Source organism: Paenibacillus sp. RC334, from assembly GCF_030034735.1.
GTDB classification, from domain to species: domain Bacteria; phylum Bacillota; class Bacilli; order Paenibacillales; family Paenibacillaceae; genus Paenibacillus; species Paenibacillus terrae_A.
Genome location: NZ_CP125370.1, coordinates 3,398,171 through 3,422,870, shown reverse-complemented (window position 1 = coordinate 3,422,870; position 24,700 = coordinate 3,398,171). Strand labels below are relative to the sequence as shown.

Sequence of the window (24,700 nt, the reverse complement as noted above, 5' to 3'; positions counted from 1 at the left end):
AAAGGGAGCGGCCTAATTCAAAATGCCGTTCCCGACAATATTAACGGTGATCTGTGGGTGAAAACGAACATTAGGGTACTCTTTATTCCACTCCAGACTTTTCCACAAGGTCGGGTGATGGGCAATCAATTGTCTGCCGATGCCAAAGGCATCACAACCGCTTTTTTGAAGCGTACGGATAATTTCCTCCGCATCCTGGGTCATGATTTCCGAAAGCTGACGGTTCAGGCGTATGACATTATCCTTATCCTGAAGATGATCCCGCGCGTATTCAACAACATCGACAGGGAGCTTCAGGTTGAGGTACACATCAATTTGACCATCACGTCCAACTTTCACTATAAGCTGGCGTTTGATGTTCCGAATATGAGCCTGATAGGTAATAAAGTTTTGCAAATCACTGGCAGGTCCCGAGTGAACCCTTTTTACAAAGCGCGCTGTGTCCTTCCATTTCCCGGTCATCAGGACATAAAGCACCCCTTGCTCGTCGTTAAGGGTTCCTGTAAATCTTTGTCCGTGAAACAAGGCAATCCCTCGTGCTACGATGTCTTCTCCATCTTTGGAGAGATAGGGGAGAACAAAGTCCTGTCCTGGATCAAGCATAGGGGGAAGCAGTGTTTCTAGCGTCACTTCGGGAAATACGCACATTTCCTCCAGGCTTCGTATTTTTTTCGTTATAAATTCGCCGATTAAGAGACTGCCTACACTTTTCTTGTTCATTAATTCTCCAGCTGATCCTTCTACTATAGCTACCTTTACATGTGAGGTTGGATGATCCGGCTCCCGATACAGGACATCCAGATATGGATACAAATCTTTTTGGGCCAAGCTTGTGCCATACAAAGTAACCCCATATTTAAAGTAACGGATATCCCCTGTTACTTTGGCTCGAATTTTGTCTGTACTTTGCCGAACGGAATTTCCGGTGCCTGAATGAATTTCATTGGTGCTTTTCCCTTGGTTATTTCCAGAGTCGTCTACAATTTCGAGTGTTTGCAGCAATATGCCTTCTGGAGTAAGATCGTAGGCCGAAGCATTTGCCAGCCGGGCATCCTTCAAGCTGTCCTGATCCCAGCAGCCAGTCATAAAAATGAGTAGAGCCAGCATACCAAGTGCTCTCCTCTTTTTTTCATGTTCCGGGCTCCTCCTTTTTGTTGAATATATACGATAGAATCAGCAACAGCAGAGGTAGTGCAATCAGGAAAAAATAAGCCGAATTGTTGGCAATTGTACCGACGAGTTCAAAATCCTCTCTTTTTTGAGGGATGCAGGCAATAATGCATGAGACGAATACTACGAAAGGAACGGCTTGTTTGTGGTTTTTCTGCTTGAACAAATAGCCTAGTCCATAGGACGCTGCATAATAACCGCTTATGGAGCCAAAGATTGAAATTAACCAGATGGGCAGGAAAATAAAATCAACCCGGTCCATCGTTCCCAGCGGAATAGATCTGAGCAGGTAAATGACAGGCTCAGGCATCAAATCAAGCTGCTGGGGGCTAAATACACTTGTACAGGTTAATATGGTAAAACCATACAAGAGAACCACGACCCCGTTAGCTAGCAGGAGCGACTTGAGCTTCCCCTTACTTTTGCCCTCGACCATGGGAAAGACCACGAGGATGAATTCAAAGCCGAACATGGCTAGAAGCGTTTCTTTGGAACCTATAATAATATGAGGCCATCCAGCCTCAGTCAAAGGCAGCAGATAGAGCAGATTGGCCTGTTTTATTCCATAACTGATTAAAAGCATCATCGGTACGATCAGGAAGGAGATTAAAACAAGCACTCGGGCAATTGTCCTCAAATTTTCGCGAACTAGATAGATGCTGCTGAACAGAATCAGAGCCAATATAGCCCAACGCGGGGTTTTTTGCAGCATCCAGCGATTAATGACGTCATAGGCGCTCACAAGAACCGAAGTTCCCATAAGCAAGTAGTACATAATGTAAGCCAACGTCAAAATTTTACCCATCCAGGAACCAGTAATCCGAGTGAGGATTTGGTAAATGGAGGAGGAGGGAAAACGTCTTAACAGGAGCCAGCACATTAAAATGATAAGCTGGATCAAAATGCCTCCAATAATGACGGATATCCAGCCCCCTCCCTTGGATGACAAATGCATCTGATAAGGAAGTGATAGAATATCCACGCCAATCTCAAACTTGATAATCAAAAAAAACAATTGACCCTGTGTAATTGTACTTTCTTTATTCACGACGTTTCCAGCTCCTAGAGTAGTTCTGCTGCTTCATTTTTTGGGGTCGGGAATCATGCGGCCGCTGTTGGAGTGTCCAAATGGGGAAGCGAATAAAAACATCCTTCATATCTCCAAGCCGGAAAGGTGCCAGAGGAGCAAAATAAGGTGAACCAAATGTTTCCAGCTTACAAAGGTGAATAAGGAGAATAAGCATTCCGAAGGCAATGCCAATATATCCGAACAAGGCTGCAGCAATCATCATTGGAAAACGGAGAATGCGGACAGCTGAGCTCATTTCATGGGAAGGTACCAAAAAAGAAGAGATAGCTGTTAACGAAACGACAATAATCATGGTGTATGATACGAGACCAGCCCGAACGATAGCATCCCCGATAACCAGACCGCCAACGATGCCTATTGTTTGGCCCACTCGGCTGGGCAGACGAATCCCGGCTTCCCGTAGCACCTCAAAAATCACTTCAAGCAACATCGCCTCCACAATGGCGGGAAATGGAACATTTTCCAACGATTTTTTGATCGTATGTGCGAGCTCTAGCGGTAGAATGGCTGAGTGAAAGGCAATCGTTGCAATATAAACGGCGGGCAGTGTAAAAGCGATCAGAAAGCTCATCATTCGGATCATTCTCAGAAAGGAACTAATAATCCAGCGACCGTTATAATCATCCGGGCTTTGATAAAATGCAAAAAAAGAGACGGGAGCGATTAAGGCAGTAGGGCTGCCTTCGGCCAAAATAGTTACTCGTCCTTCCATTAAATTAGCGGCTACCCGATCTGGACGTTCTGTGCTGAGTTGCTGAGGGAACAGGGAAAAGGGATTGTCCTCCGTGAATTCCTGAATAAAACCGGGAGGCAGTACCAGATCGGAGGAGATGGCTTGTATTCTTTTTTCCACTTCCTCCACTAGCTCAGGATTGGCCAAGTCTTGCATATACATGATAGCGACTTTGGTCCGGGTTTTAGATCCGACATAAAAGTAGCGCACAATCAGCGATGTGCTGATGATTTGTTTGCGAATAAGATTCAGATTGACGGACAGCTGCTCAATAAATCCATTGTGCGGCCCGCGGGATAATTCCCTCGTTCTCCGGCTCATCTGTACTACGGGCGTATGTTTTTTCGGAGGAAAGGATATAAAATTCTTCTGCGCCATCCACCATTAAAATGGAGTATCCCTCAATAAGCGAATCAGCGGCATTTCGGAGGTCGGTGTCCTTTTGGCTGTTCAGGGTGGTAAACATTTGATGAGAGCCAGAATCGGTTTTCTTATACAATGTGGCCAGAATATGCGTCTGAATGATCTCCTGATCCACGAGTGAGTCTATATAGAGAAGAATGCCATCTTTCCCGTCAACAGAAATAGCCTGTTTTTTTAAATCATCCGTATAAAAAAGAGCTTGCTCGATAAAGGAAATATTCTTGTTCAGTTCAAAGGAAGCTGGGTTATGTCCAGTCAAGGAAACACCTTCTTTTTGGATGAGATAAGCATAATGTGTGCCAAATGGATTGGATTTATCCATGATCTGGCGATCTATCCATATCCCGCATCATGTTTCACCTCACGTAACGTGAATGTTTTATAATAGAATAGGCTGAAAACGAGAGACTCAATTACATATATCTACACGCACGATACGATTCTATGAGGAAAGGGATGATTGCTCCTGTTAAGCACCCGGATAATGGATATCGTTATTTTACAGAGCGTGAAGCCGTTCGCCTGAGGATGATTATGGCGCTACGTGAATTCGGTATGTCGGTAGAGGAAGTCAAATCCATACTGGACCGATTGGATCAAGGGAGAAGGGATGAGGCACTTCATGAGCTGGAGCTGCAACGTTCTGTGATGTTCACGACGTGGATGGATCATAAGCGCAGGCTGGAGGCAGCCGACCAAATGATCGAACGTTTGAGACGTGACAGCGAGCTGGAGTGGGAAGAGATGTTTCAGTTGGCCGGAGGTTTGAAGCGTCAGCGGGAGCTGCGTGAAGACTGGTTTGACGGTTGGGATTTTGACAGCCGCGCAGCTGTACATGATATCAGGGTGAGTCTGGAAGAGGGAGAAAATGGCAGGCATCCCGCGTACAGGCGTGCTTTGCGTCTTATCGTACAGCGTGTGGCTGCCAATGCAGGTGAGTCTGGACGCAGGTACAGGGACGGGGAATCTGGCGGGGTTGTTCGCTGAAAAGGGCATTCGTATGGCAGGTGTGGATCAATCGAATGGAATGCTCAAGCGCTGCCGGAGTAAATTCCCGCAGGTGGAGACGAGGCTGGGAAATCTGATGTCGATTCCTTATATGGACGGGACCTTTGACTTGTAGTCAGCAGTTATGCCCTGCATCATCTGACAGATGAACAAAAAATACTCTCTCTGTCAGAAATGCGACGCACGCTTAAACCACACGGACGTATTTGCGTCGTGGATCTGATGGTTGATGCAGCAGAGATACCGGAAGCGGGGGAAAGCATGTCTACACCGGATAACGAGGAGTCCGAGTTGCCTGTATATTGTGCAGAACGCTCCCGCATGCTGGATTGGTTCGATAGACATGGGTATTTTGCGGCTTTCTGGCATATTACAGGGAGACTGCATTTAGGCAGCGACATGGCTGCAAAAGCTAAGCACAGGCAATCCAGCTGCTTTTACTGCTGCGCAGGCGCTGCAAATGGCTACAGTCAATGGAGCCAAGCTGCTAAACCTTGAGCACGAAACCAGCACACTTGAGGTGGGGAAAAAGGCAGATATCATTCTGATAGATATGCAAAAGCCGCATTTACAGCCAATACACCAGATAGAGTCACTGCTTGCTTACAGTGTAAACGGCGCGGATGTTGATACGACCATTGTGAATGGGCGTGTGCTAATGCGCGGAAGACAGTTGCTAACAATAGACGAGAAAGAGGTGCTCGTACAAGCAACGGTACGCGGAAAACGCATCGTACAAGGATTGTAAACGAGACTACACAGTCGAGTGGCTTTGGGTCACATCAATTCCTAAATAATGTCCCAATTCTCGTCGAACCTCGCTGCGTGCAAAGGAGGAAAGCATGAAAAACCGCTTTTGGTAGCCACGGCATACATACAGAACCTCCACGCCTTCGTGATTCCGGGTTTCGTTGTATATTTTAACTCCTTGCCTTTTCATTCGCGCCTTTGTCTCCGCCAATTGAACAGCTACACGCTGTTGCACCCCGGTCAGGCTGCGAACGTACAGATCGGGCATTTTTAAGGCAGAGGCATTCAGAATGCGAATGTCCCGCTCCAGCACATCCAGCACGAGGGTCAGAAGTACACAAGTTTTGATCAGCCCTGCGTCTTCCTCGGAAGGCAGTGGGGCCTTATTCTTGTTGTCCAGTATCTTTTTCATAAGAAATCTCCTTTACTCATAGCAGGAATACAATTATAATCAGCATACAGAACAAATGTTCTTTTTATACTTCATCATAGAAATTATTCCTTTGCCAAAGCAATCATCAATTATTGGAAAGAAAGAAGGTATACATATTGTCACGCTCGTTATATGCGGTGCTATTGCTGCTAAGCCTCATTTGGGGCGGATCATTTTTGTTTATCAAGGTGTTATTGCTCCATCACGTAGGGCCTTGGACTATTGTATTTCTTCGTTCCGGCTTTGGCCTCATTTTTATTGTTTTGTTGATGCTACTTATGCGCAAGCCATTTGAATTCAGAAGTATTCCATGGAAATCGGTTATTCTCGTAGCTCTAGTGAACATGGTTTTGCCATGGGCCTTGATTAGTTTTAGCGAGACCAGAATTGCTAGCAGCATGGCTTCCGTATTGAATGCCACCACGCCAATCTGGACCATGTTGGTCGGAATTGTCTTTTTCAGAGCTATCTTTTATCGAATGCAGTGGTTTGGAATGGGCCTCGCTTTTGTAGGAATCGTTATTTTACTGGGTATTAATCCTGTATCCATTATTTCTGTCGACCCCGTCGGCTTTGGATGTATGCTGCTTGCGACTCTCTGCTATGGCTTCGGAACGCAGTTGTCCAAGCGGTTTTTATCCAATCTGTCGATGTATCAGGCAACCTTTGCGACACTATTGGGTGCGGCGGCAGGGGGCGGCATCATGACGGCAATGGTGGATCGACCTGATCTGTCGGTCGTCTTCATCCCTGGTGTGTTGGGTTCCCTTATAGGGCTGGGGGTTTTGGGATCGGGAGTAGCGTATATATTGTTCAATTATATGATTTTGCGGGGAAGTCCGGAATTTGCCTCCTCGGTGACTTATTTTGTACCGGTGAGCGCTATTGTATGGGGCTTTTTGCTTCTGAATGAACACATCGGCTGGAACGTTCTGACCGGGCTGCTCCTTATACTCGGAGGGGTGTTTATGGCCAACCAACGCAGAACAGCCAAATTAGCCGGGTAGTATCACTGAAAACCTGCATAAACCATGCCATAAGTACATTAACCATGCTATAAGTACATTGTATGTGCATCCGCCAAACCTTCGGTATAATGCCGTTATTCGCACATACAATAAAGCATGCTCACGCATAAAATAAAAATATGGTGCGGCATAAAAAGCAAGCTGTTTAGCAGGTGGTAAGGTGTGGTATAATAAATAATAGAATTACATGTACCACAGAAATGTCGGAGTTTTATTCCACAAAAGAAAGGATCAGGATACCATGTGTCCCCGAAGGATACTTCCCCAAAGGACGATTTGGAAACGATTTGATCTGTCTTATACTTAGCTTTTCCGCGGAGTAACGTCAAGTTGCGAAAGCCAACTCTGCGGAAGAGGGGATTGTATATGCGAAGGACCAAGTCCTCCAGGCACAACTTACCCGGTAGCTTCCGTAAGAGTGGGTTCATCCACATCAAACTTACGAGAAACCGAGGGAGCCTGTATGAGGAAAACTTACGAATCTATCGTGAACAATGGAGCATTAAGGCAGATTGCTGTCATGCTGCTCGGAACATGCATTTTAGCTTTTACGTATTATCACATCAATGCTCAAAATCATTTGTCAGAAGGCGGATTTGCAGGCTTGGCCCTGCTGGGACATTACGCATTTGGCGTGTCTCCGGCTTGGAGTATGCTACTGCTTGATATCCCTGTCATATTGCTGGCCTGGGTACTGAAGGGCAAAAGATTCATGCTGCTGGCATTGATCGGGGCGGTCGCCTTTTCCCTGTTTTATGCAGGATTTGAAAAGTATTCGACGCTGGTTATAGATCTGCACGGCAACTTGCTGGTAGCGGCTCTGCTTTGCGGAGTGCTTACAGGCTTGGGTGCCGGAATCGTACTGCGATTCGGTGGAGCAACCGGGGGCGATGATATTTTGTCCCTGCTGATCAGCGAGTGGCGCGGATGGAAAATCGGTAACGTGTTTATCGTCAGTGACATTATTGTATTGGGATTATCGCTGTTGTATCTGCCTGTGAAGGAAACAATGTTTACCATACTGGCTGTGTGGCTCGCCGGAAAAATAATTACATGGACGACAACGTTCCAACTACACCGACCTGTGAAAAAGGTGCTGCCTGCGGCTATTCCAGCCCCAAAGGTAGTTGCCAAAACAGTGCCGGTCGTCCACAGCCTTCGTCAATAAGGAAAGGGTGTTACGTCAGGAGAGAAATCTTCCTACGTGACACCCTTTCGCTGTATCCAGGCTTTGTCAGGAAGGCTTCAAAGTAGAATGAATACGTCCGCTCCGGTCATAAATAATCGCCGAAATCTGCTGGCGGTCTACTCATTTTCGAGCCTCGTCCACCGCTTTATTTTTGTGCTTAAAGGTTGAAGCAGACTTGTCATGTCCTTCTTCCTTAATAGCCCAGCCATCCTCATGTGGCACGACATGAATAGGCTCCTGAGATCCGTAAGAAGCGGAATGATTGCCTTTCCCGCACACGAGGCTCCAGATTTTTCATAGATGGGGGATAATCATGTTTGGTCCAAGGGACAGCTAATCACTCCCTATAGCAGATGATGTATTATGTATTACCCGCTGTCCGCTTAAATAAACGGAAAGCAAGAAATGAATATATTGTAAAATGTATTTTGAGAAAAAGCGTATAATGGTGTACAGAATGTCAGGGTCTTACATGCTCAGGATTTAAATATGAAAAGGAGTGGGGCATTTGCTTGCCTGGGGTTTCGTCTTTATGCTAACCATCATCATACATACTACAGATAGCTTGTCCTATGCCCTCCGGCTTGGCGGTTTGCGAGCGCGTCGGATTGGATTGGCTTTAACCGTTGCAAGTATGCTGCTGTTGGTTTCACGCACCTCTAATATGGCGCAGGGACCTTTACTCGGAGGTATGGTCGATCAGGCTAAGGCCGCCGTGCGAGCGAGTGGGGCTGATGTTAGACTGGAGCTGTATATGCATGGGGTCCTACTGGCAGCAACCGTTGGAACCATGATCGCTATAATTTTGTATCCGACAGTGGTACGCATGTCCGCCAGATGGATTGTGCATCTGGAGCATACCGGGTCTATTCCGGCATTGGTGCGTCATTTAATGGTGCGCAACCACTGGAAGCATGCAGGCTACTACATGAAGCGTCCAACCTGGTCCATGCTCACCTCGCTGTTCAAGGGAGCGATCCCAAAGCGTCTGATTACCCTGAATATGATTGTGACCGCGATATATACGACTGGAGTGGTGTCTGCTTTATATGCATCATTCCTGTGGCCCGCTCAGGGTACAGCAATGTCTATGTCATCGGGTCTAATCAATGGTATGGCAACGGTACTGCTAACTTTGCTAATTGATCCCAGATTGGCGGTATTGTCTGAAAAAACGCTGCGCGGGGAGCTGCCCTTAAATCGTATGAACAGTATGTACGGCTGGATGATCATTTCGCGTCTGGGAGGTACCTTGCTTGCACAATTGCTATTGGTGCCGCTCGCAATCTGGCTTGGATGGATTATGGACTGAGCCGGAAACTGAATTCACCAGTTTAATTCAAAAAAAGCTGACCCGGAGCCATCTGCGAAAGATGATTTCTGGGCCAGTCTAAAATATTTTTGAAGTCTACTTACTTTTCAAATAATGACTTATAGGCTCCATAGCCTTCACGTTCCAAGTCTTCTTGAGGCACAAAACGGAGCGCAGCGGAATTAATACAATAGCGCAGGCCATCAGGACCTGGGCCATCATCAAATACGTGTCCCAAATGGGAATCCGCTTCGCGACTACGGACCTCGGTACGAATCATAAAGTGGCTGAGGTCGTTTTTTTCTTTGACGTTATAGCTGCGCAGCGGGCGAGTAAAGCTGGGCCAACCGCAACCTGCATCATATTTGTCGAGCGAGCTGAACAAAGGCTCTCCCGAAACAATGTCCACATAAATCCCTTCACCCTCATGGTCCCAAAACTCATTTTGAAAAGGGCGCTCGGTCGCGTTTTTTTGTGTTACTTCGTATTGAATAGGTGTCAGCCGATCTTTAAGATCAGATTTATCTATTTTGCCCGACCAATTTTGCTCAATAAAATCTTCACGTCCAGAGCCTTTGCGGTAACGCTTGTAATGGGCGGGATTCTTCTTATGATAGTCCTGATGATATTCTTCCGCTTCATGAGCGGTTGCCGCAGGCAGAATTGGTGTAGCAATGGGCTTGTCAAAACGGCCGCTTTCACCCAGCGCTTTTTTGGAAGCCTCTGCCTTGATTCGTTGTTCTTCGTTATGATAGAAAATAGCTGTTTGGTAGGATGAACCTCTATCGTGGAATTGTCCACCTTCATCCGTCGGATCAATCTGTTGCCAGAACAGCTCTAATAATTTTTCATATGGGAAGATTTGCGGATCAAATGTAATCTGTACTGCTTCTACATGTCCCGTTGTTTCGGAACATACCTCTTCATAGGTCGGGTTTTCCGTATGTCCTCCTGTGTAACCGGAGCTTACCTTTAAAATGCCGGGTAGCTCCTCGAAGGGGGAAACCATGCACCAGAAGCAGCCGCCTGCAAAAGTTGCCTTCTCCACGGTGTTTGGATTGTTGGTGCTCATATTTGTCACTCCATTCTGAGAAAGTTTCAATTAGTTGTTATTTAAATAGCTTACAATTAAATTATATACGACATGTTCGCAAAATCCAATGGAACGACAGAAACAAACCAGCTTTGCAAATTTCTTTGGACTAAAAGCCACCGCTAACCTTCATCCTTACTGATCTAGCGGCAGGCTCACAGAAGCTATGATTTATTAACACGTTGAATCTTTTTGCGGTAAAGCACAAAGCCACCGCCCACCAGTGCTGTATACAGCAGCAAAATGAGCAAACCAGTGACCGGACGTTCGGCAATAGTCCCGCCTGCATAAGCGTATACCGCAATTGCAGGAAGCTTGCCAATCGCCGTACCCAGCATAAAGCTCCAGAACGGAAAGCCTGCGACCCCGGCATATACATTCACAGCTGCCTGCGGGATGATCGGAATCAGGCGGGCCAGCAGCACAGCAGCAAAAGGCTCTCGCTCCATGACCCGGTTCAAGCGCTCTAACGCTGGAATTCGCTCCAGATAAGCCCGTCCTTTGTCACGGAAGAGGGTAAGTACCGCCCCGTAAACCACCAACGCAGCCAATGTAGTGCCGAGCCAGCAGATAAGTGCGCCTTGCCAGGCACCTGCTGCATAAGCAATGGAAGCGATAATCAGCTTGTAAGGCACAAATGGAATTAACGCGAATAGAAACGCGAGCAGCAGCAGAACTGGAAATGAGGTTTGCTTGTTCGCCCAGGCGAGCCAATCATATCTGTAGATAAACGCGATGCAGAGCAGCGAAACATAAGCTGCGGCGAGTAGCCATTTTTTCATTTACATACCTCTTTCAATATCCCTGTTCGGCTTGTCGCTTATACAGAAAAAAATAGGGTTCACATTCCTGATAATGTGTGCTATACTGCCACTAACAGAATAGTTCCCAAAGGGGAGTAGCTCAACGAGTAAAGTCGTCATTACGGGATTTTTTAAATCCCCGGCTTTATTGGCAACGTAATGTTGTAAGCGAGACCTTTGCCAGGATTTTTGGAATCCGGGTAATGGTCTTTTTTTGATGCTAAATTTGGGTCAAGCGCCGTTTCCGGATTCCGTGAAATGGCGCTTTTTTAGTATAAAGCGCAGAACTAAGTACAGTATAACAAATAAATAAAGAAGGTGGGAGAAACGTATGGATTTTTTGTCAATCGAGTTTTTAACCGCACTATTGTCAATCATTATCATTGATTTGGTGCTGGCTGGTGACAATGCGATTGTGATTGGTCTGGCAGCCCGTAATGTCGAGAAGGCCAATCAAAAAAAGGTCATTATTTGGGGGACGGTCGGCGCGGTTGTCATTCGAGTTATCGCTACTTTGCTGGTCACGTACTTACTGGAAATTTACGGCTTGCGTTTAATCGGGGGGCTTGCGCTCATCTACATTGCTTACAAGCTGCTGGTTGAGGAGAAAAAACATGAAATCTCTGCAACCAATCAAATGTGGGCAGCGATTCGTACCATTATTATTGCCGATACCATGATGGGGCTCGACAATGTACTTGCCGTTGCAGGAGCAGCTCATGGAAATATGTTGCTTGTTATTTTGGGACTGGCGATCTCCGTTCCGATTATGGTATGGGGCAGTACAATTATCTTGAAGCTGACCGAACGTTTTCCGATGGTCATTACAATTGGAGCTGCTGTACTGGCCTATACTGCTGCCAAAATGGTAGTGGCCGAGCCGCTGATTGCACATTGGTTCACGAATGGGGTCGTCAAATACGGATTTGAAGTTCTAGTCGTTGTTCTGGTCGTAGCCATTGGAATGCGTGTTAAAAAAATAAAAAGTGAAAAAACAAGAAAACAAGCGCTGCACGCCTAAGTTAAGCACACTGAAATCATCGTAGCTGAAGCTGAAGGCTCATGCATAGAGGCTGTTCCGTCAGGTCTAACTGGATCGGGGCAGCCTCTTTTCTTTGCTTGTCAGCTGACTTCCATGTAAACTAGACAACAGAAGAAATGAGTCATCAGAGGTGGGTATGATATGAATAAGCAAACGAAAACAAGAGTGGCTATTGCAGGTCTGGGCGGTATTGCCCGCAAAGTGTATTTGCCGCTGCTGACTGCGCACGAAGGTGTAGATATTGTAGGAGTCATGAACCGTTCGCAGGAGCCGGTTAGTTCCATTATGGAGCAATACAGGCTGCCGAGAGGAACGACGGATGTAAAGGAAATGCTGGCATGGGAGCCGGAGGCTGTATTCATACATGCTGCGACCGAAGCCCATTTTGATCTGGTTATGGCGTGTATTGAAAAAGGTGTTGCGGTGTATGTGGATAAACCTCTGTCCTATGATGTGCGTCAAAATCTGGAAATGACCGCGTTTGCGGAGGCACAGGCTGTGCTGCTGGCGGTCGGCTTTAACCGACGTTTTGCCCCGCATTATGTAGCTGCTAAAGCGTGGCTGGAGGAAGCAGGAGGTTTCAGCCGATGCGCGGCGATCAAGCATCGGACTGGATATGATCAGAGACTTGCGGCACAGACGGTTTATGATGATTTGATTCATATGCTCGATCTGCTATTGTGGCTGGGTGGCGATGATTATGAGCTGCTGCATAGCAGTCTGGACACGACGAGTGAAGGATATATGAACGCTGCATTCGGGTCGGTACGTTTGGGAAATGCCTCCGGTAGCTACAGTATGAACAGACAGGCAGGGGCTGACATTGAGAGGCTGGAGCTGCATGGGGCAGGTCGTTCCGTCGAGGTGACCAACATGGAACAGGCTATTTTTATGCAAAAAAATAAGCCGTCATTGTCACAATCTTTTGGAAGCTGGGACACAATTCTGGAAAGACGGGGATTCACCGGAGTGGTAAATCATTTTCTGGAGCATATTCATCGTCCAGAGGAGTGCAGTGTGCGTGCTGGCAGGGTGCTGGAAAGTCATATGTTGGCGGACGAACTCATTAGCCGTTTGAATGACTAACACAGAAGGAACGACAGCCATCAAGGCAGTCGAGACATCGAGAAATAGATTGAAGGAGAAATGAACGAATGGAAGAGCACAACCGCGGTAAACAGTTAGAAGAGGCTATCATCGAAAATTATAAGCAGGAAGAGGATATGATGATCCTTGTGTTTGCGCAATGGTGCATCAATCACGGGCTGGAGCCAGAGGAGCTGTATCATGCAGCTTATCCGCAGCAGGATAGCAATGAGCGTCTGTTGCGAGTGCGCAAGCTGACCGTATCGCGTGAAGAAGCGGGAGATATTCCACTAGACACAGTATTAGGAGTGCTGTCCATGTTCGGAAATGAGGACTTGGCGATGGTCGTATCTGAAGCGGCTGCCCAGCTCCCGCCGGAACGGAAATAAGGTCCTCCAGCCGCATGTACTCAGGACGTTGTTTGAAAGAGAGGGTAAGCCGATGATGGAAGGTATAACCGCACCAAACACCTGTAAAGGGTGTGAAAGGGACATCGCTATTTCGGAAGAGCAAATTACCAGAATTATAAACAACATGAGGCCCGGAATGGAATGTGTGACCGATGATGTGTACGAGACCAGACTGTTAGCTTGCTCGCAATGTGATGAGTTAATGGGTGGGCATACGTGCAGCATCAGCGGAAGTATTGTCCGTGTACGCGCTCTGGCAGTCAATCAAAATTGTCCCGGCTATAGCGGTTCTCGCTGGCAAGGGACATCCTTGAAATGAAGTAGGCTCAGACTCCACTGAACATGCGGCTGTTTCTGTGATCACGAGCTAAAGTGGACATACCATGGTCTGCCTTGAGGGCAGACTTTTTGGTTTGGGTGGAGCTATGGGTTAACGATTGACAAATAGAAGGCAATAAAATATATTAAACATGTAAAATATTTTTGTTTAATTATTAATATTTACATTAACTATCTAAGCTGTTACATTGCATGATTGTAAACGTTGAGATGGAAAAGAGAATCAGGTATACGCCATATTTTTTAATTTTATGAAAGCGTAATCATTGAAATGTATAGTCTAATGAACTTTACTATTTTTGAGGAGGGCTTGTCATGAAGGGTTCTATTGTTGTGCATACAGATTGGGAGCAAGGCGTTATTAATAAAAATATTTACGGACAATTTGCCGAGCATCTTGGACGATGTATTTACGAAGGTTTGTGGGTTGGACAGGATTCCCCGATTCCAAATACGGACGGGATTCGCAATGATGTGGTAGAAGCGCTCAAAAAGCTGAATATTCCTGTGCTGCGCTGGCCAGGTGGCTGTTTTGCCGATGAATACCATTGGAAGGACGGCATCGGACCGAAGGAAAATCGCAAAAGAATGGTCAATACACACTGGGGTGGTGTGGTTGAAAATAATCATTTTGGCACCCATGAGTTTTTTCAGCTGTGTGAGCTGTTAGACGCTGAGCCTTATATTTGCGGGAATGTTGGCAGTGGTACGGTGCAGGAGATGTCGGAGTGGGTAGAGTACATGACCTTTGACGGGGAATCCCCTATGGCCGCATGGCGGCAGGAAAACGGGCGTGAGCAGCCATGGAAGCTTAAATATTTTGGCGTAGGTAACGAAAACTGGGGCTGTGGCGGCAATATGCGTCCGGAATATTATGCTGATCTGTATCGTCGTTATCAGACGTATGTCCGTAATTATGGTGATAACCGTATCTACCGGATTGCGGGCGGGGCCAATGTGGACGATTATCGTTGGACCGAAGTGCTGATGCGTGAAGCTGGGCATCTTATGGATGGCTTGAGTCTGCATAACTACACGGTCCCGGGCACCTGGGAAGCGAAAAGGCAAGCACTTGGTTTTGATGAAGCGGAATGGTTTGAGACGATGAAAAAATCATTACGTATGGATGAATTGATTACACGCCATTCTGCTATTATGGACCAATATGATCCTGACAAACGGGTCGGAATGATTGTAGATGAATGGGGAACCTGGTTCCTGACCGAGCCGGGTACCAATCCGGGCTTCCTGTATCAGCAAAATACGATGCGCGATGCGCTGGTAGCCGGACTGCACCTGCACATTTTCCACGATCATCATGACCGTGTACAAATGACGAATATTGCTCAAATGGTCAACGTTTTGCAGGCTATGGTTCTGACCGAAGGACCTGCTATGCTACTGACGCCGACATACCATGTATTTGAAATGTTCAAGGTGCATCAGGATGCACAAGCGCTGGCTACCCATGTAACCGTAGGCAATTATGAGTATGATGGTAATTCCATTCCACAGGTGAGTGTGTCCGCTTCCAAGGCGCAGGACGGATATATTCATGTGAGTTTGTGCAACGTCCATCCGGGCGAGGCGGCTTCCTTGAATCTGGAGCTGAGAGGGCTGGAAAACGTTAAGCAAATTAGCGGCGTTGTTCTCGCCAGTGACGATATGCAGGCACACAATACATTTGATCAGCCGGAGCGTGTGAAAACGGAAACTTTCACGTCCTTCCAGCAGCAAGATCAGAGCCTGGATGTTACACTGCCACCGATGTCAGTAGTGATGCTGACGATTGCACCGTAGATATTTTGCAGACTCAGAAGAAATATGAAGTATAATTTTGAAATCGGAACAAAACAAAACCTTGATGGAGCAAGAAAGGCTCTCTCAAGGTTTTATTTTTACCAATACTACAATTGCTCGCGGTGGATCACTCTGAATTCCTTGGGCGACATGCCGAAGCGGGAGCGAAATACGCGGTGAAAATACGTATAGTTTGCAAAACCGGACGATTCGGCTGCCTGTTCCAAAGACATGGGGCTGAAAATAATGCGCTCCCTCGCCATGTTGAGCCTGATATCCAGTGTGTACTGCATAATACTCGTATTAAATGTTTCCTTGAACAGATGTACAGCTCTGGATACGCTGATGCCGATGTGTGAGGACACGTCATCCAGCTTAAAATTGGAAGAAGCATTTTCTTCAATATAATTTTTAATCTGATAAGCGAGATAATTATGATGGGTGGAAGTCGGATGCTCGGATAGCATACGGTCAAACTCCAGGCAAAGAATGCGCATGTAATAGCTCGATATTTCCGGATAAGGATTAGAAATACGCCGCTGCTCCATCACAAGCTGCCGAAATAGGCCAAGCAGTGCTTCGGTAAGCTGGACCTTGATGCGGTTGGGCCGTTTGTGATGGTGCCACCACTCATCTACCCAGGAGCCTCCAAAAAAAATGTGATAATCTCCGCTCTCCACGACCTGTTCCCCCATGGGATTTAACTCACTGTGAATGTCCAGCTCATAAGGCTCGATAGGATTGAACAGCAGCAGGTCACCCGCCTCAATCCGTGTCATTTCCCCGTTAATGCGGGCCTGGCAGCGTCCGTCTGTTTGTAGACGAAATAAATAATTTTTGATCCCTTCGGGCTGGTTCGAATAAAAGGGCTTACGATGGAAGGAATAGCCTGCGGTAAGAACCTGACAAGGCTCGACGATAGACATGATGATGACTCCTTTGGGCATATGGCTGCTTCAAATATTGACCAGATTGTTCATGTTTTAATCATATTATTCATTTTAAACGAAACGGAAATAGAATACTATTGTGTCTGTAAGGCTTATAACAGAATACAGAACATGTTGGAGGCCAGGGGGTGTGACGACGTGGAACGAATGAAGGCCGGGATTATCGGCTGCGGTAACATTAGCGCGGTATACCTTGAAAATCTCCAAAACAGTCCGCTTATCGAAGTGGTGGCCGTGGCTGATTTATTGGAGGAAAGGGCCAAAGCGAGGGCCAATGAATTTAACATTGAAAACGCATACAAGGTAGATGAATTGCTTCGTCAGCCCGAGATTGAGCTTGTTTTTAATCTGACCGTGCCTGGCAGCCATGCACTAACGGATATGGCGATACTGGAGGCAGGCAAGCATGTGTACAGTGAAAAGCCTTTGGCGGTTTCCTTGGAGGATGGCAAACGCGTTCTGGATCTAGCCAAGGCAAAAAACCTGCGTGTCGGCTGTGCCCCGGATACATTTCTTGGCGCGGGTATTCAGACTGCACGCTATGCCATACAAAACGGAATGATTGGGCAGCCCGTAGCCGCTACTGCCTTTTTTATGGGTAGAGGTCCCGAGTGGTGGCATACTGATCCGGAATTTTTCTATGTCGCTGGAGGCGGTCCGATGTTTGACATGGGACCTTACTATTTGACGTCGCTGATCCATGTGCTGGGTCCGATCCGGCGAATCAGCAGTTCAGTGGGCATTCAGATTCCTGATCGTTACATACATTCCGGTCCCAAAAGCGGCACACCGCTGCGGGTACAGACACCAACGCATTTGACCGGAACGATGGATTTCCATAACGGAGCCATTGTAACGCTCATTGCCAGCTTTGACATTCAGGGGGCGACGGATCTGCCGCGTATTGAAATTTATGGTACGGAAGGAACCTTAAGCCTGCCTGATCCGAACTTTTTTAACGGAGATGTCAAGCTTCGCCGATCTGGAGAGGAAACCGCAGAGCTCGTGGAACCTTTATTTGAGTGTGGGAAGAACGAACGCGGAATAGGTGCGGGTGAGATGGTGAGAGCCATTCGCAGTGAAAAGAACCACCGTGCTAACGTGGAACTGGCCTATCATGTATTAGAGGCTATGCACGCTTTTCAGCGCTCCTCATTGGAAGGTAAGCATATTACGTTGGAAAGTACATTTGAGCCAGACGAGGATTTGTATCATGGAACAGATATAACGATTCATCCATCCTAATTGAAGAGGTGAAGGACAATGGCTAAAGTAGGATTGCAATTGTACACAGTAAGGGAAGAACTTGAACAGGATTTTGAAGGTACGTTGCGCAAGGTAGCTGAGCTGGGCTATAAAGGGGTTGAATTTCATGCCTTTTTCGGACGTAGTGCCAAGGATGTCAGAGCGCTTTTGGATGAGCTGGGCATAGAAGTTATTGGAACTCATATTCAATATACCCGCCTGCTGGACCATTTGGATGAGGAGATCGCTTACCACAAAGAATTGGGCAACAAGTACCTAATCGTTCCTTATTTAACCGAAGAACAGCGCCAGTGGGATGAGATTTTTGCCAATTTGCATCGTATTGGTGAAAAAGTGAAAGAACATGGCTTAGTTCTGGCTTACCATAATCATGATTTTGAATTGACGGAGAAAATTAGTGATCGTCCGGTATTTGATGTTCTATATGATGCAGTTCCCGCTGATTTGTTGCAGGTCGAAATGGATACTTGTTGGGTATACTACGGAGGCTATGATCCTGTGGAATACATCGGACGTTATCGCGGACGCCTGCCTATCATTCACTTAAAGGATATGGCACGTGACGAGCAGCACAAAGCAGTTACCGTAGAGCTTGGCAAAGGAGAAGTGCAGCTTCAGGCCATTACAGACGCCGCTATTCAGGCAGGCGTGAACTGGATCGTCGTGGAACAGGATTTCAGCTCGAATCCTCCAATCGAAAGCATTGAAACCAGCTTTAAGTGGCTCCAACAATACGCAGCTCAGGGAGGAAATATTCATGTCTAAAACACTCAAAATCGGAATTATTGGTTGTGGGGGCATTGCTACTGGCAAGCATTTGCCGAGTCTTGCCAAGCAAAAGCGTGCAGAGATCGTTGCTTTCTGTGACATCATTCTGGAACGTGCGGAGGAGGCCGCAGCAAAGTTTGGTGCTGAAGGCTCCCAGGTTTATAGTGATTACCGTAAGCTGCTTGAAAATAAAGACATTGAAGTCGTACATGTATGTACGCCCAACGACTCGCACTCGGAAATTACGGTAGCTGCGCTTGAGGCAGGTAAGCATGTGCTGTGCGAGAAGCCGATGGCCAAAACCGCCGAGCAGGCTCGAGAAATGCTAGATGCTGCGAACCGTACAGGTAAAAAGCTGTCCATTGCGTATCAAAACCGTTATCGCAATGACAGCTTGTACCTGAAACAATTGGTCGAGCAGGGAGAGCTTGGCGAGATTTACCTGGGCAAAGCCATTGCTCTGCGTCGCCGCGCGGTTCCGACTTGGGGAGTATTTCTGGATGAGGATAAGCAGGGTGGCGGTCCACTTATTGATATTGGGACGCATGCGCTCGACCTGACTCTCTGGCTGATGGATAATTACAAGCCTAAAAGCGTGCTGGGCTCAACCTTCCATAAACTCGGAGATCGTAAAAACGCGGCGAATGCTTTTGGACCGTGGAACCCTGAGGAATTTAAGGTAGAGGATTCTGCCTTTGGCTTTATTACCATGCAAAATGGAGCCACTATTGTATTGGAATCCAGTTGGGCACTGAACGTTGTAGAATTTGGCGAAGCCAAGACACTGTTATGCGGGACTGAGGGCGGAGCCGATATGCAGGACGGTCTGCGTATTAACGGGGAGAAAAACAGCCGCTTGTTTGATACGAAAATTGATCTGGATGCGGGCGGTGTAGCCTTTTACTCCGGAGAAACGGAAAACGAAGCGGATCGCGAAGCCCGTCTGTGGATCGAAGCCATTCTGGACGATAAAGAGCCGCTTGTGAAGCCGGAACAGGCGCTGGTAGTTACTGAAATTTTAGAAGCTATCTATGAATCGGCGCGTACAGGAAAAGCCGTCTATTTTGATTAAGCCCGCAAGCATCCTGAATAGGCCATCATTATAAGATAAGCAGCTTCTTTCACATATAATACAGGGAGGGAATACGTTTGAAACTTGGAGTATTTATGGTATTGTTCGGCGGACGTTCACTGGAAGAGGCTTTGGACTATGTAGCATCCCAAGGACTGGATGCAGTAGAAATCGGCACAGGCGGTAACCCGGGCGATAAACACTGCAAGCCGGATGAACTGCTGGACAACGAAACAGCGCTCAAAAACTTCAAAAAAGCAGTAGAGTCCCGTGGACTGACCATTAGCGCACTCAGTTGTCATGGCAACCCGCTCCATCCGCAAAAGCATTTGGCACAGGCTGATCACGAGGCGTTTCTTAAAACGGTTCGTTTGGCAGAAAAGCTGGAAGTTCCCGTTGTGAACACCTTTTCCGGCTGTCCGGGTGATCATGAGGATGCGAAGTATCCGAACTGGCCTGTTGCGCCGTGGCCGAATGATTTTCAGGAAGTGCTAAAATGGCAATGGGAAAATAAAATTATCCCTTACTGGACCGAAGCCGGAAAATTCGCAGCAGATCATCACGTCAAAATCGGGCTGGAGCTGCACGGTGGCTTCTCCGTTCATACGCCAGCGACCTTGCTTCGTCTGCGTGAAGCGGTCGGGGAGGTCATTGGTGCCAATCTGGATCCGAGCCATATGTGGTGGCAGGGTATTGATCCGGTACAGGCGGTTCAAATTCTGGGCCGAGAGGGAGCCATTCACCATTTTCATGCCAAGGATACGACGATTGACCCGATTAATGTGAATAAATACGGTTTGACCGATATGCAGGATTACTCGAATATGCTGGATCGCGCTTGGCAGTTCCGTACTGTCGGCTATGGACATGATATCAAAACATGGGCGGATATTATTAGTGCTCTTCGCCTGGTGGGTTACGATTATGTAGTGAGTATTGAGCACGAGGATGGTCTGATGTCCGTTGAGGAAGGCTTTACTAAAGCCGTCCACAATCTTCGCCAGGTCCTCATTGAAGAACCTCTGAGCGAGATGTGGTGGGTCTAACCTAATAGGGGGAAGTATTGATGATTAACGTCACCATTTGGAATGAATTTTTGAACGAGAAGCTGAATGACGAAGCCAAACAGGTATATCCTGATGGAATACACAAGGCACTGGCTGATGGCCTCTCAGGCGAAGGGTTCGCAATTCGAACAGCTACGTTACGTGATGATGCTGAACATGGTTTGGGAGAAGAAATCCTGAATTCCACAGATGTGCTGCTGTGGTGGGGGCATAAAGCACACGATCAGGTGAGTGATGAAGTTACAGCTCGTGTTGTAAAGCGGGTAGAGGAAGGCATGGGCTTAATCGTGCTGCACTCGGGACATTTTTCCAAGCCGTTCAAAGCCCTGATGGGCACAAGCTGTGATCTCAAATGGAGAGTGGCAGGAGAACAGGAAATTATTTGGTCCGTAAATCCATCCCACCCCATTGCGAATGGAATTGACGCCAAAATTTTGTTAGAGCGCGAAGAGATGTACGGTGAGTTTTTTGATATTCCAGCGCCGGATGAATTGGTCTTTGTCAGCAACTTTGAAGGTGGAGAGGTGTTCAGAACCGGTTGTACCTTCCGTCGTGGCAGTGGTAAAATATTTTATTTCCGCCCGGGTCATGAAACGTATCCGACCTATTACCAGCCCGATATTCTGAAGGTCATTGCCAATAGTATACGCTGGGCTTATCCGACAGGCATAGTTCAACCAATATATGGTAAAAGCGAGCCTGTTAGACCTCTCGGTGGGGTATTGGTATAATTTCCATTTATTTATTCCAATAAGCATGATATTGAACAGACTGGCAGGCGGAAATCTCTTGAGATTCCGTCTGTTTTTGATTTAACGCATTTGCCATATACCTCTTATGTTGGTTTGTTGTATAATCAGCTTTGGTCATGGCAACTTTATCGGATCTGATATTAAATTAAGAAGAAAGTGTTTTCTTTCGGGATAAAGTATGCTAAAATGATATATACTAACAAAAGGAAAGCTTTATCAAACCGAAATGCTAAAGAAGGTGAAAAATATGGAGGTTCAACCGCAACTTACAAAAATGTGTCCGCGTTTTGAAAGTGCCTTTTCATGTCTGGGTAAGCGTTGGAACGGACTCATTATTCAATCCATGATGAGCGGTCCCAAGCGTTTTAAGGATATTTCCAATCTGATTCCCACAATGAGCGATAAAATGCTGTCTGAGCGGATGAAGGATCTGGAGAATGAAGGAATTCTTACACGTCATGTATACCCGGAAACTCCTGTCCGCATTGAATATGAGCTGACAACCAAAGGCCGTGCACTTCAGCCGGTCATGGAACAGATTCAATATTGGGCCGAGGAATGGATTAGATGAGTACCAAGCCGAATAAACGTTTTTCATAGCAAAACAGCCTTTTCCTAGGAAAAGGGCTGTTTTTTATTTTGTAATACTTAATAGCCTTTGGCGTGGCCTGCGATTGAAAACAATCCTGTCGCAGTACGACGGGGGACACGGGTTTGAATATCGAGCGCTGCTGTACGGAATGTACCGAGGCAGGAATGGCAAAGCCTTCCCGCATAAATTGGGGAATGGCAAGACTCGCAAGGATAATCAAGCTGGCTATAGGTGGAGGGAAACTTGCCTGCTCTCACCCAGTCTGTGAGCAAATCCATAGGTGTATCGGTTACTTCACTAAGCTGGCGAGTATGAGTAGTGGGATGTTTCCACAAATAGTTAGAACAGCGGTCATAAAATAAATTTTCTTCTTGAATACAAGTATTGCACAGGTTTCTAAGATTTTTACGGAAAACGGAACCACACTTTGGGCAATTAGCAGTATGTATCTCCATAGAAACCAGTCCTTTATATCGAGTTATAGTGAATATTTAAATTTATTAGTTATATATTACTATGACTTTATACCTATATCAATCTTTATTTAAGGAAGCGACGTTTTTTAAGTGTATGCTAAAATCTGCATTGACATAACCTTGTTACTTATGTATTATCACTTACATAAAGTTACTTGTTGAGAAAAATAAATTGATAAATGATAAGGGGATTTTCACATGATGCCATCTTTGTTTTTAGCCCACGGATCACCTATACTTGCTATTGAACAGACAGAATATACTGCTTTTCTGGAGCAGCTTGGAAAGAGTATTCGCCCGAAAGCTATTGTTATCTTTACCGCCCATTGGGAGACGCAGGCATTGACAATTAGCTCGATAGACGACGTTTACGATACGATTTATGATTTTGGCGGTTTCCCGCCGGAGCTGTATGCGGTGAAATATCCAGCGCATGGTTCGGTGGAGCTGGCGGCCAAGTTGAAAGAATTATATGAGCAAAAGGGTATTGACGTACAAACGGACCGGGTGCGAGGGCTGGATCATGGGTCCTGGACACTCTTGCATCGTATGTATCCTGAGGCGGATATTCCGGTAGTCCAGATTTCCGTGAATCCGTTTCTATCGCCTAAAGCACAATATGCTATCGGTGAAGTGCTGCGGGGGTTGGGTGAGCAGGATATTTTGGTCATTGGCAGTGGTGTAACTGTTCATAATCTGCGCATCGTCAAATGGGGAGAAACGAAAACAGAGCCTTGGGCACTTGATTTTGATGACTGGATTATTGAAAATGTACAGAGTGGAGATGTGGAGGCTTTGGATCGCTATGAAAGCGAAGCCCCATATGCTCGTCAAGCGGTACCGAGAGCTGAACATTTTGTACCGTTGCTTATTGCCATGGGGAGTGGAGATCCGGCGAATAAGGCCAAGGTCATCCACAGGAGCTATGAGATGGGGAATTTAAGTTATCTGTGCTTCCAGTTCTAAAAATGTGGAGAAGGGTGTTGGTGGGATGTTAGGCGCTTCGCGATCCATTTGATCTTACGATCGCTGTTGCAGCGGGATTCTTTTGGGTTTTATCAAACATTTAGAGGTGAGAATCCCGCTGCAAAGGCGAATGCTTCGCTTCTTCAGATTCAAATGGATTGCTCCGCTGCTGCCCGCCATTTAGGTGGAGTGGGAGTGTAAAATTAAGAGAGTGTTCTGTAAGCCATACAGTTTACAGAACACTCTCTTTTACATAAAATAAAACAATAATTTAGATCCGGCAAATCTCACGCGGGCACAGCTCACAATGACATACACCTTGCAGCATTTCCAAATCCTTTACGACGATCATGCCATTATCATATTCGACTGCATTTTTTTTACGCAAATCACTCAGCATCCGGTTTACACTTTCGCGGGTGGCACCGATCATATTGGAGAGGTCGGTATGAGTGATTTTTTTATGAATAAGGATATGTTCCCCATGAGGCTCACCATAGGTGTTACACAGGCGGATTAGCGTGGAGCATAGAGCACCGGGCTTGCCGTACATCATCAGATCACGAAATTTGGTCTGAGTAATACGGTGGTGGGACCCCATCCATTTCATAAAGTCAATGGCAAAATCACAGTGCTGGCAAATAAGCAGCTCCAAATCCGTATGATCGACAACACCGATATCACTGTCCTCCAGAACTTCGGCAGAAAAGGAGTGCTTGGTACCGAAAAATGGATCAGCTTGACCAATCAGATCGCCGCTTTGGTACATATATAGTATAAGTTCCTTACCCTCATCCGTTGTTTTCGTTACTTTCACGCGTCCGCGCTTGATATAAAACAGCTTATCCGCTGTATCTCCTTCCCAGAACAGATGTGAGCTTTCTGGCATGACCCGATCTTTCATCATCACTTGCAGCCGGTTGAAGCTGGTCTCCGAGAAGCAACAGGTGTTGCCGCGGGCTTCCATTACGTTTGCAGGGTTTCTCATCGTCCATTTCCCCTTTGTTTCCTTTGTTTTTTTATCTGCAACTTGATCAATTCAAATTCATTATATACCTGTGCTATGCGTTTTTGGGGCAAGA

Annotated in this window: 27 protein-coding genes and 1 pseudogene; 19 read left to right on the top strand and 9 right to left on the bottom strand. The window is 46.5% G+C overall.

What is annotated here, in order from left to right:
• Window positions 1-12: 12 nt before the first annotated feature.
• The 3 genes and pseudogenes from QMK20_RS15735 to QMK20_RS15725 all read right to left on the bottom strand — a co-directional run bounded on the left by QMK20_RS15735 (window position 13) and on the right by QMK20_RS15725 (window position 3,738).
• Window positions 13-1,164 carry a Ger(x)C family spore germination protein gene (locus QMK20_RS15735; protein ID WP_283656289.1) on the bottom strand — a complete coding sequence of 384 codons (1,152 nt, stop codon included), beginning with the start codon at window positions 1,162-1,164 and terminating at the stop codon, window positions 13-15.
• Window positions 1,130-2,218: a GerAB/ArcD/ProY family transporter gene (locus tag QMK20_RS15730; RefSeq protein ID WP_283652352.1), complete on the bottom strand. Its 1,089-nt coding sequence runs from the start codon at window positions 2,216-2,218 to the stop codon at window positions 1,130-1,132. Before QMK20_RS15730 ends, QMK20_RS15735 begins: the two co-directional genes overlap by 35 nt.
• Window positions 2,211-3,738 (bottom strand): annotated as a pseudogene (locus QMK20_RS15725) (spore germination protein). The gene QMK20_RS15730 and the pseudogene QMK20_RS15725 overlap by 8 nt, the downstream one beginning before the upstream one ends.
• Before the next feature lie 134 nt (window positions 3,739-3,872).
• On the opposite strand from QMK20_RS15725, the gene QMK20_RS15720 reads away from it, so the two are divergent.
• The 4 genes from QMK20_RS15720 (at window position 3,873) to QMK20_RS15705 (ending at window position 5,172) form a co-directional block, all read left to right on the top strand.
• Window positions 3,873-4,403, top strand: coding sequence for a MerR family transcriptional regulator (locus QMK20_RS15720; RefSeq protein WP_283652351.1), 531 nt, complete (start codon window positions 3,873-3,875; stop codon window positions 4,401-4,403).
• Window positions 4,393-4,539, top strand: a complete 147-nt coding sequence (locus tag QMK20_RS15715; protein WP_283652350.1) for a class I SAM-dependent methyltransferase — start codon at window positions 4,393-4,395, stop codon at window positions 4,537-4,539. The genes QMK20_RS15720 and QMK20_RS15715 overlap by 11 nt, the downstream gene beginning before the upstream one ends.
• A gap of 98 nt (window positions 4,540-4,637) precedes the next feature.
• Window positions 4,638-4,922 (top strand): hypothetical protein, encoded by a 285-nt coding sequence (locus QMK20_RS15710; RefSeq protein WP_283656360.1) that lies wholly within the window; start codon window positions 4,638-4,640, stop codon window positions 4,920-4,922.
• Entirely contained in the window at window positions 4,885-5,172 is a 288-nt protein-coding gene (locus tag QMK20_RS15705; protein ID WP_349361858.1) for an amidohydrolase family protein, read from the top strand. The genes QMK20_RS15710 and QMK20_RS15705 overlap by 38 nt, the downstream gene beginning before the upstream one ends.
• Window positions 5,173-5,178: 6 nt before the next feature.
• On the opposite strand, the gene QMK20_RS15700 is transcribed toward QMK20_RS15705, so the two are convergent.
• On the bottom strand, window positions 5,179-5,586 hold the full coding sequence (locus QMK20_RS15700) for a YhjD family protein (RefSeq protein WP_134913660.1): 408 nt from the start codon (window positions 5,584-5,586) through the stop codon (window positions 5,179-5,181).
• Window positions 5,587-5,723: 137 nt separating this feature from the next.
• Here QMK20_RS15700 and QMK20_RS15695 point away from each other — a divergent pair, with 137 nt between their 5' ends.
• Together QMK20_RS15695 and QMK20_RS15690 are read left to right on the top strand one after the other, a co-directional pair.
• The gene (locus QMK20_RS15695; RefSeq protein ID WP_283652349.1) at window positions 5,724-6,614 is read left to right on the top strand and encodes a DMT family transporter; all 891 of its coding nucleotides are present in this window, start codon (window positions 5,724-5,726) and stop codon (window positions 6,612-6,614) included.
• A gap of 484 nt (window positions 6,615-7,098) precedes the next feature.
• The gene (locus tag QMK20_RS15690; protein WP_283652348.1) at window positions 7,099-7,803 is read left to right on the top strand and encodes a YitT family protein; all 705 of its coding nucleotides are present in this window, start codon (window positions 7,099-7,101) and stop codon (window positions 7,801-7,803) included.
• A 141-nt stretch (window positions 7,804-7,944) separates the two neighbouring features.
• Here the strand turns inward: QMK20_RS15690 and QMK20_RS15685 are convergent, their stop codons facing one another.
• On the bottom strand, window positions 7,945-8,046 hold the full coding sequence (locus tag QMK20_RS15685; RefSeq protein WP_283652347.1) for a DUF2188 domain-containing protein: 102 nt from the start codon (window positions 8,044-8,046) through the stop codon (window positions 7,945-7,947).
• Between the two features lie 286 nt (window positions 8,047-8,332).
• Between QMK20_RS15685 and QMK20_RS15680 the strand changes: the two genes are divergently transcribed.
• On the top strand, window positions 8,333-9,136 hold the full coding sequence (locus QMK20_RS15680) for a lipid II flippase Amj family protein (protein WP_283652346.1): 804 nt from the start codon (window positions 8,333-8,335) through the stop codon (window positions 9,134-9,136).
• A gap of 100 nt (window positions 9,137-9,236) precedes the next feature.
• Here QMK20_RS15680 and msrA read toward each other — a convergent pair whose 3' ends face one another.
• Window positions 9,237-10,208, bottom strand: coding sequence for a peptide-methionine (S)-S-oxide reductase MsrA (msrA, locus tag QMK20_RS15675; RefSeq protein WP_283652345.1), 972 nt, complete (start codon window positions 10,206-10,208; stop codon window positions 9,237-9,239).
• A gap of 185 nt (window positions 10,209-10,393) precedes the next feature.
• On the bottom strand, window positions 10,394-11,011 hold the full coding sequence (locus QMK20_RS15670) for a TVP38/TMEM64 family protein (RefSeq protein ID WP_283652344.1): 618 nt from the start codon (window positions 11,009-11,011) through the stop codon (window positions 10,394-10,396).
• Window positions 11,012-11,363: 352 nt separating this feature from the next.
• On the opposite strand from QMK20_RS15670, the gene QMK20_RS15665 reads away from it, so the two are divergent.
• The 5 genes from QMK20_RS15665 to QMK20_RS15650 all read left to right on the top strand — a co-directional run bounded on the left by QMK20_RS15665 (window position 11,364) and on the right by QMK20_RS15650 (window position 15,709).
• Entirely contained in the window at window positions 11,364-12,053 is a 690-nt protein-coding gene (locus QMK20_RS15665; protein WP_044647291.1) for a TerC family protein, read from the top strand.
• A gap of 162 nt (window positions 12,054-12,215) precedes the next feature.
• Entirely contained in the window at window positions 12,216-13,160 is a 945-nt protein-coding gene (locus QMK20_RS15660) for a Gfo/Idh/MocA family protein (RefSeq protein ID WP_283652343.1), read from the top strand.
• Window positions 13,161-13,228: 68 nt separating this feature from the next.
• The gene (locus QMK20_RS15655) at window positions 13,229-13,549 is read left to right on the top strand and encodes a hypothetical protein (protein WP_283652342.1); all 321 of its coding nucleotides are present in this window, start codon (window positions 13,229-13,231) and stop codon (window positions 13,547-13,549) included.
• 55 nt (window positions 13,550-13,604) lie between these two features.
• Window positions 13,605-13,889 (top strand): DUF6171 family protein, encoded by a 285-nt coding sequence (locus QMK20_RS27400; protein WP_283658019.1) that lies wholly within the window; start codon window positions 13,605-13,607, stop codon window positions 13,887-13,889.
• Between the two features lie 335 nt (window positions 13,890-14,224).
• Window positions 14,225-15,709 (top strand): alpha-N-arabinofuranosidase, encoded by a 1,485-nt coding sequence (locus tag QMK20_RS15650; RefSeq protein WP_283652341.1) that lies wholly within the window; start codon window positions 14,225-14,227, stop codon window positions 15,707-15,709.
• A 107-nt stretch (window positions 15,710-15,816) separates the two neighbouring features.
• Here the strand turns inward: QMK20_RS15650 and QMK20_RS15645 are convergent, their stop codons facing one another.
• Window positions 15,817-16,635, bottom strand: a complete 819-nt coding sequence (locus QMK20_RS15645; protein WP_283652340.1) for an AraC family transcriptional regulator — start codon at window positions 16,633-16,635, stop codon at window positions 15,817-15,819.
• A gap of 162 nt (window positions 16,636-16,797) precedes the next feature.
• On the opposite strand from QMK20_RS15645, the gene QMK20_RS15640 reads away from it, so the two are divergent.
• The 7 genes from QMK20_RS15640 to QMK20_RS15610 all read left to right on the top strand — a co-directional run bounded on the left by QMK20_RS15640 (window position 16,798) and on the right by QMK20_RS15610 (window position 23,618).
• Window positions 16,798-17,904: a Gfo/Idh/MocA family protein gene (locus QMK20_RS15640; protein WP_283652339.1), complete on the top strand. Its 1,107-nt coding sequence runs from the start codon at window positions 16,798-16,800 to the stop codon at window positions 17,902-17,904.
• Window positions 17,905-17,922: 18 nt separating this feature from the next.
• Entirely contained in the window at window positions 17,923-18,690 is a 768-nt protein-coding gene (locus QMK20_RS15635) for a sugar phosphate isomerase/epimerase family protein (RefSeq protein WP_283652338.1), read from the top strand.
• The gene (locus tag QMK20_RS15630) at window positions 18,683-19,765 is read left to right on the top strand and encodes a Gfo/Idh/MocA family protein (protein WP_283652337.1); all 1,083 of its coding nucleotides are present in this window, start codon (window positions 18,683-18,685) and stop codon (window positions 19,763-19,765) included. Before QMK20_RS15635 ends, QMK20_RS15630 begins: the two co-directional genes overlap by 8 nt.
• Window positions 19,766-19,842: 77 nt before the next feature.
• Window positions 19,843-20,811, top strand: coding sequence for a sugar phosphate isomerase/epimerase family protein (locus QMK20_RS15625; RefSeq protein WP_044647283.1), 969 nt, complete (start codon window positions 19,843-19,845; stop codon window positions 20,809-20,811).
• Between the two features lie 20 nt (window positions 20,812-20,831).
• Entirely contained in the window at window positions 20,832-21,563 is a 732-nt protein-coding gene (locus tag QMK20_RS15620) for a ThuA domain-containing protein (protein WP_283652336.1), read from the top strand.
• 268 nt (window positions 21,564-21,831) lie between these two features.
• Complete coding sequence (locus QMK20_RS15615) at window positions 21,832-22,155, top strand: winged helix-turn-helix transcriptional regulator (protein ID WP_044647281.1); 324 nt, start codon at window positions 21,832-21,834, stop codon at window positions 22,153-22,155.
• A 695-nt stretch (window positions 22,156-22,850) separates the two neighbouring features.
• On the top strand, window positions 22,851-23,618 hold the full coding sequence (locus tag QMK20_RS15610) for a DODA-type extradiol aromatic ring-opening family dioxygenase (protein ID WP_283652335.1): 768 nt from the start codon (window positions 22,851-22,853) through the stop codon (window positions 23,616-23,618).
• A 271-nt stretch (window positions 23,619-23,889) separates the two neighbouring features.
• Here QMK20_RS15610 and QMK20_RS15605 read toward each other — a convergent pair whose 3' ends face one another.
• On the bottom strand, window positions 23,890-24,606 hold the full coding sequence (locus tag QMK20_RS15605) for a Crp/Fnr family transcriptional regulator (protein WP_283652334.1): 717 nt from the start codon (window positions 24,604-24,606) through the stop codon (window positions 23,890-23,892).
• Window positions 24,607-24,700 lie beyond the last annotated feature (94 nt).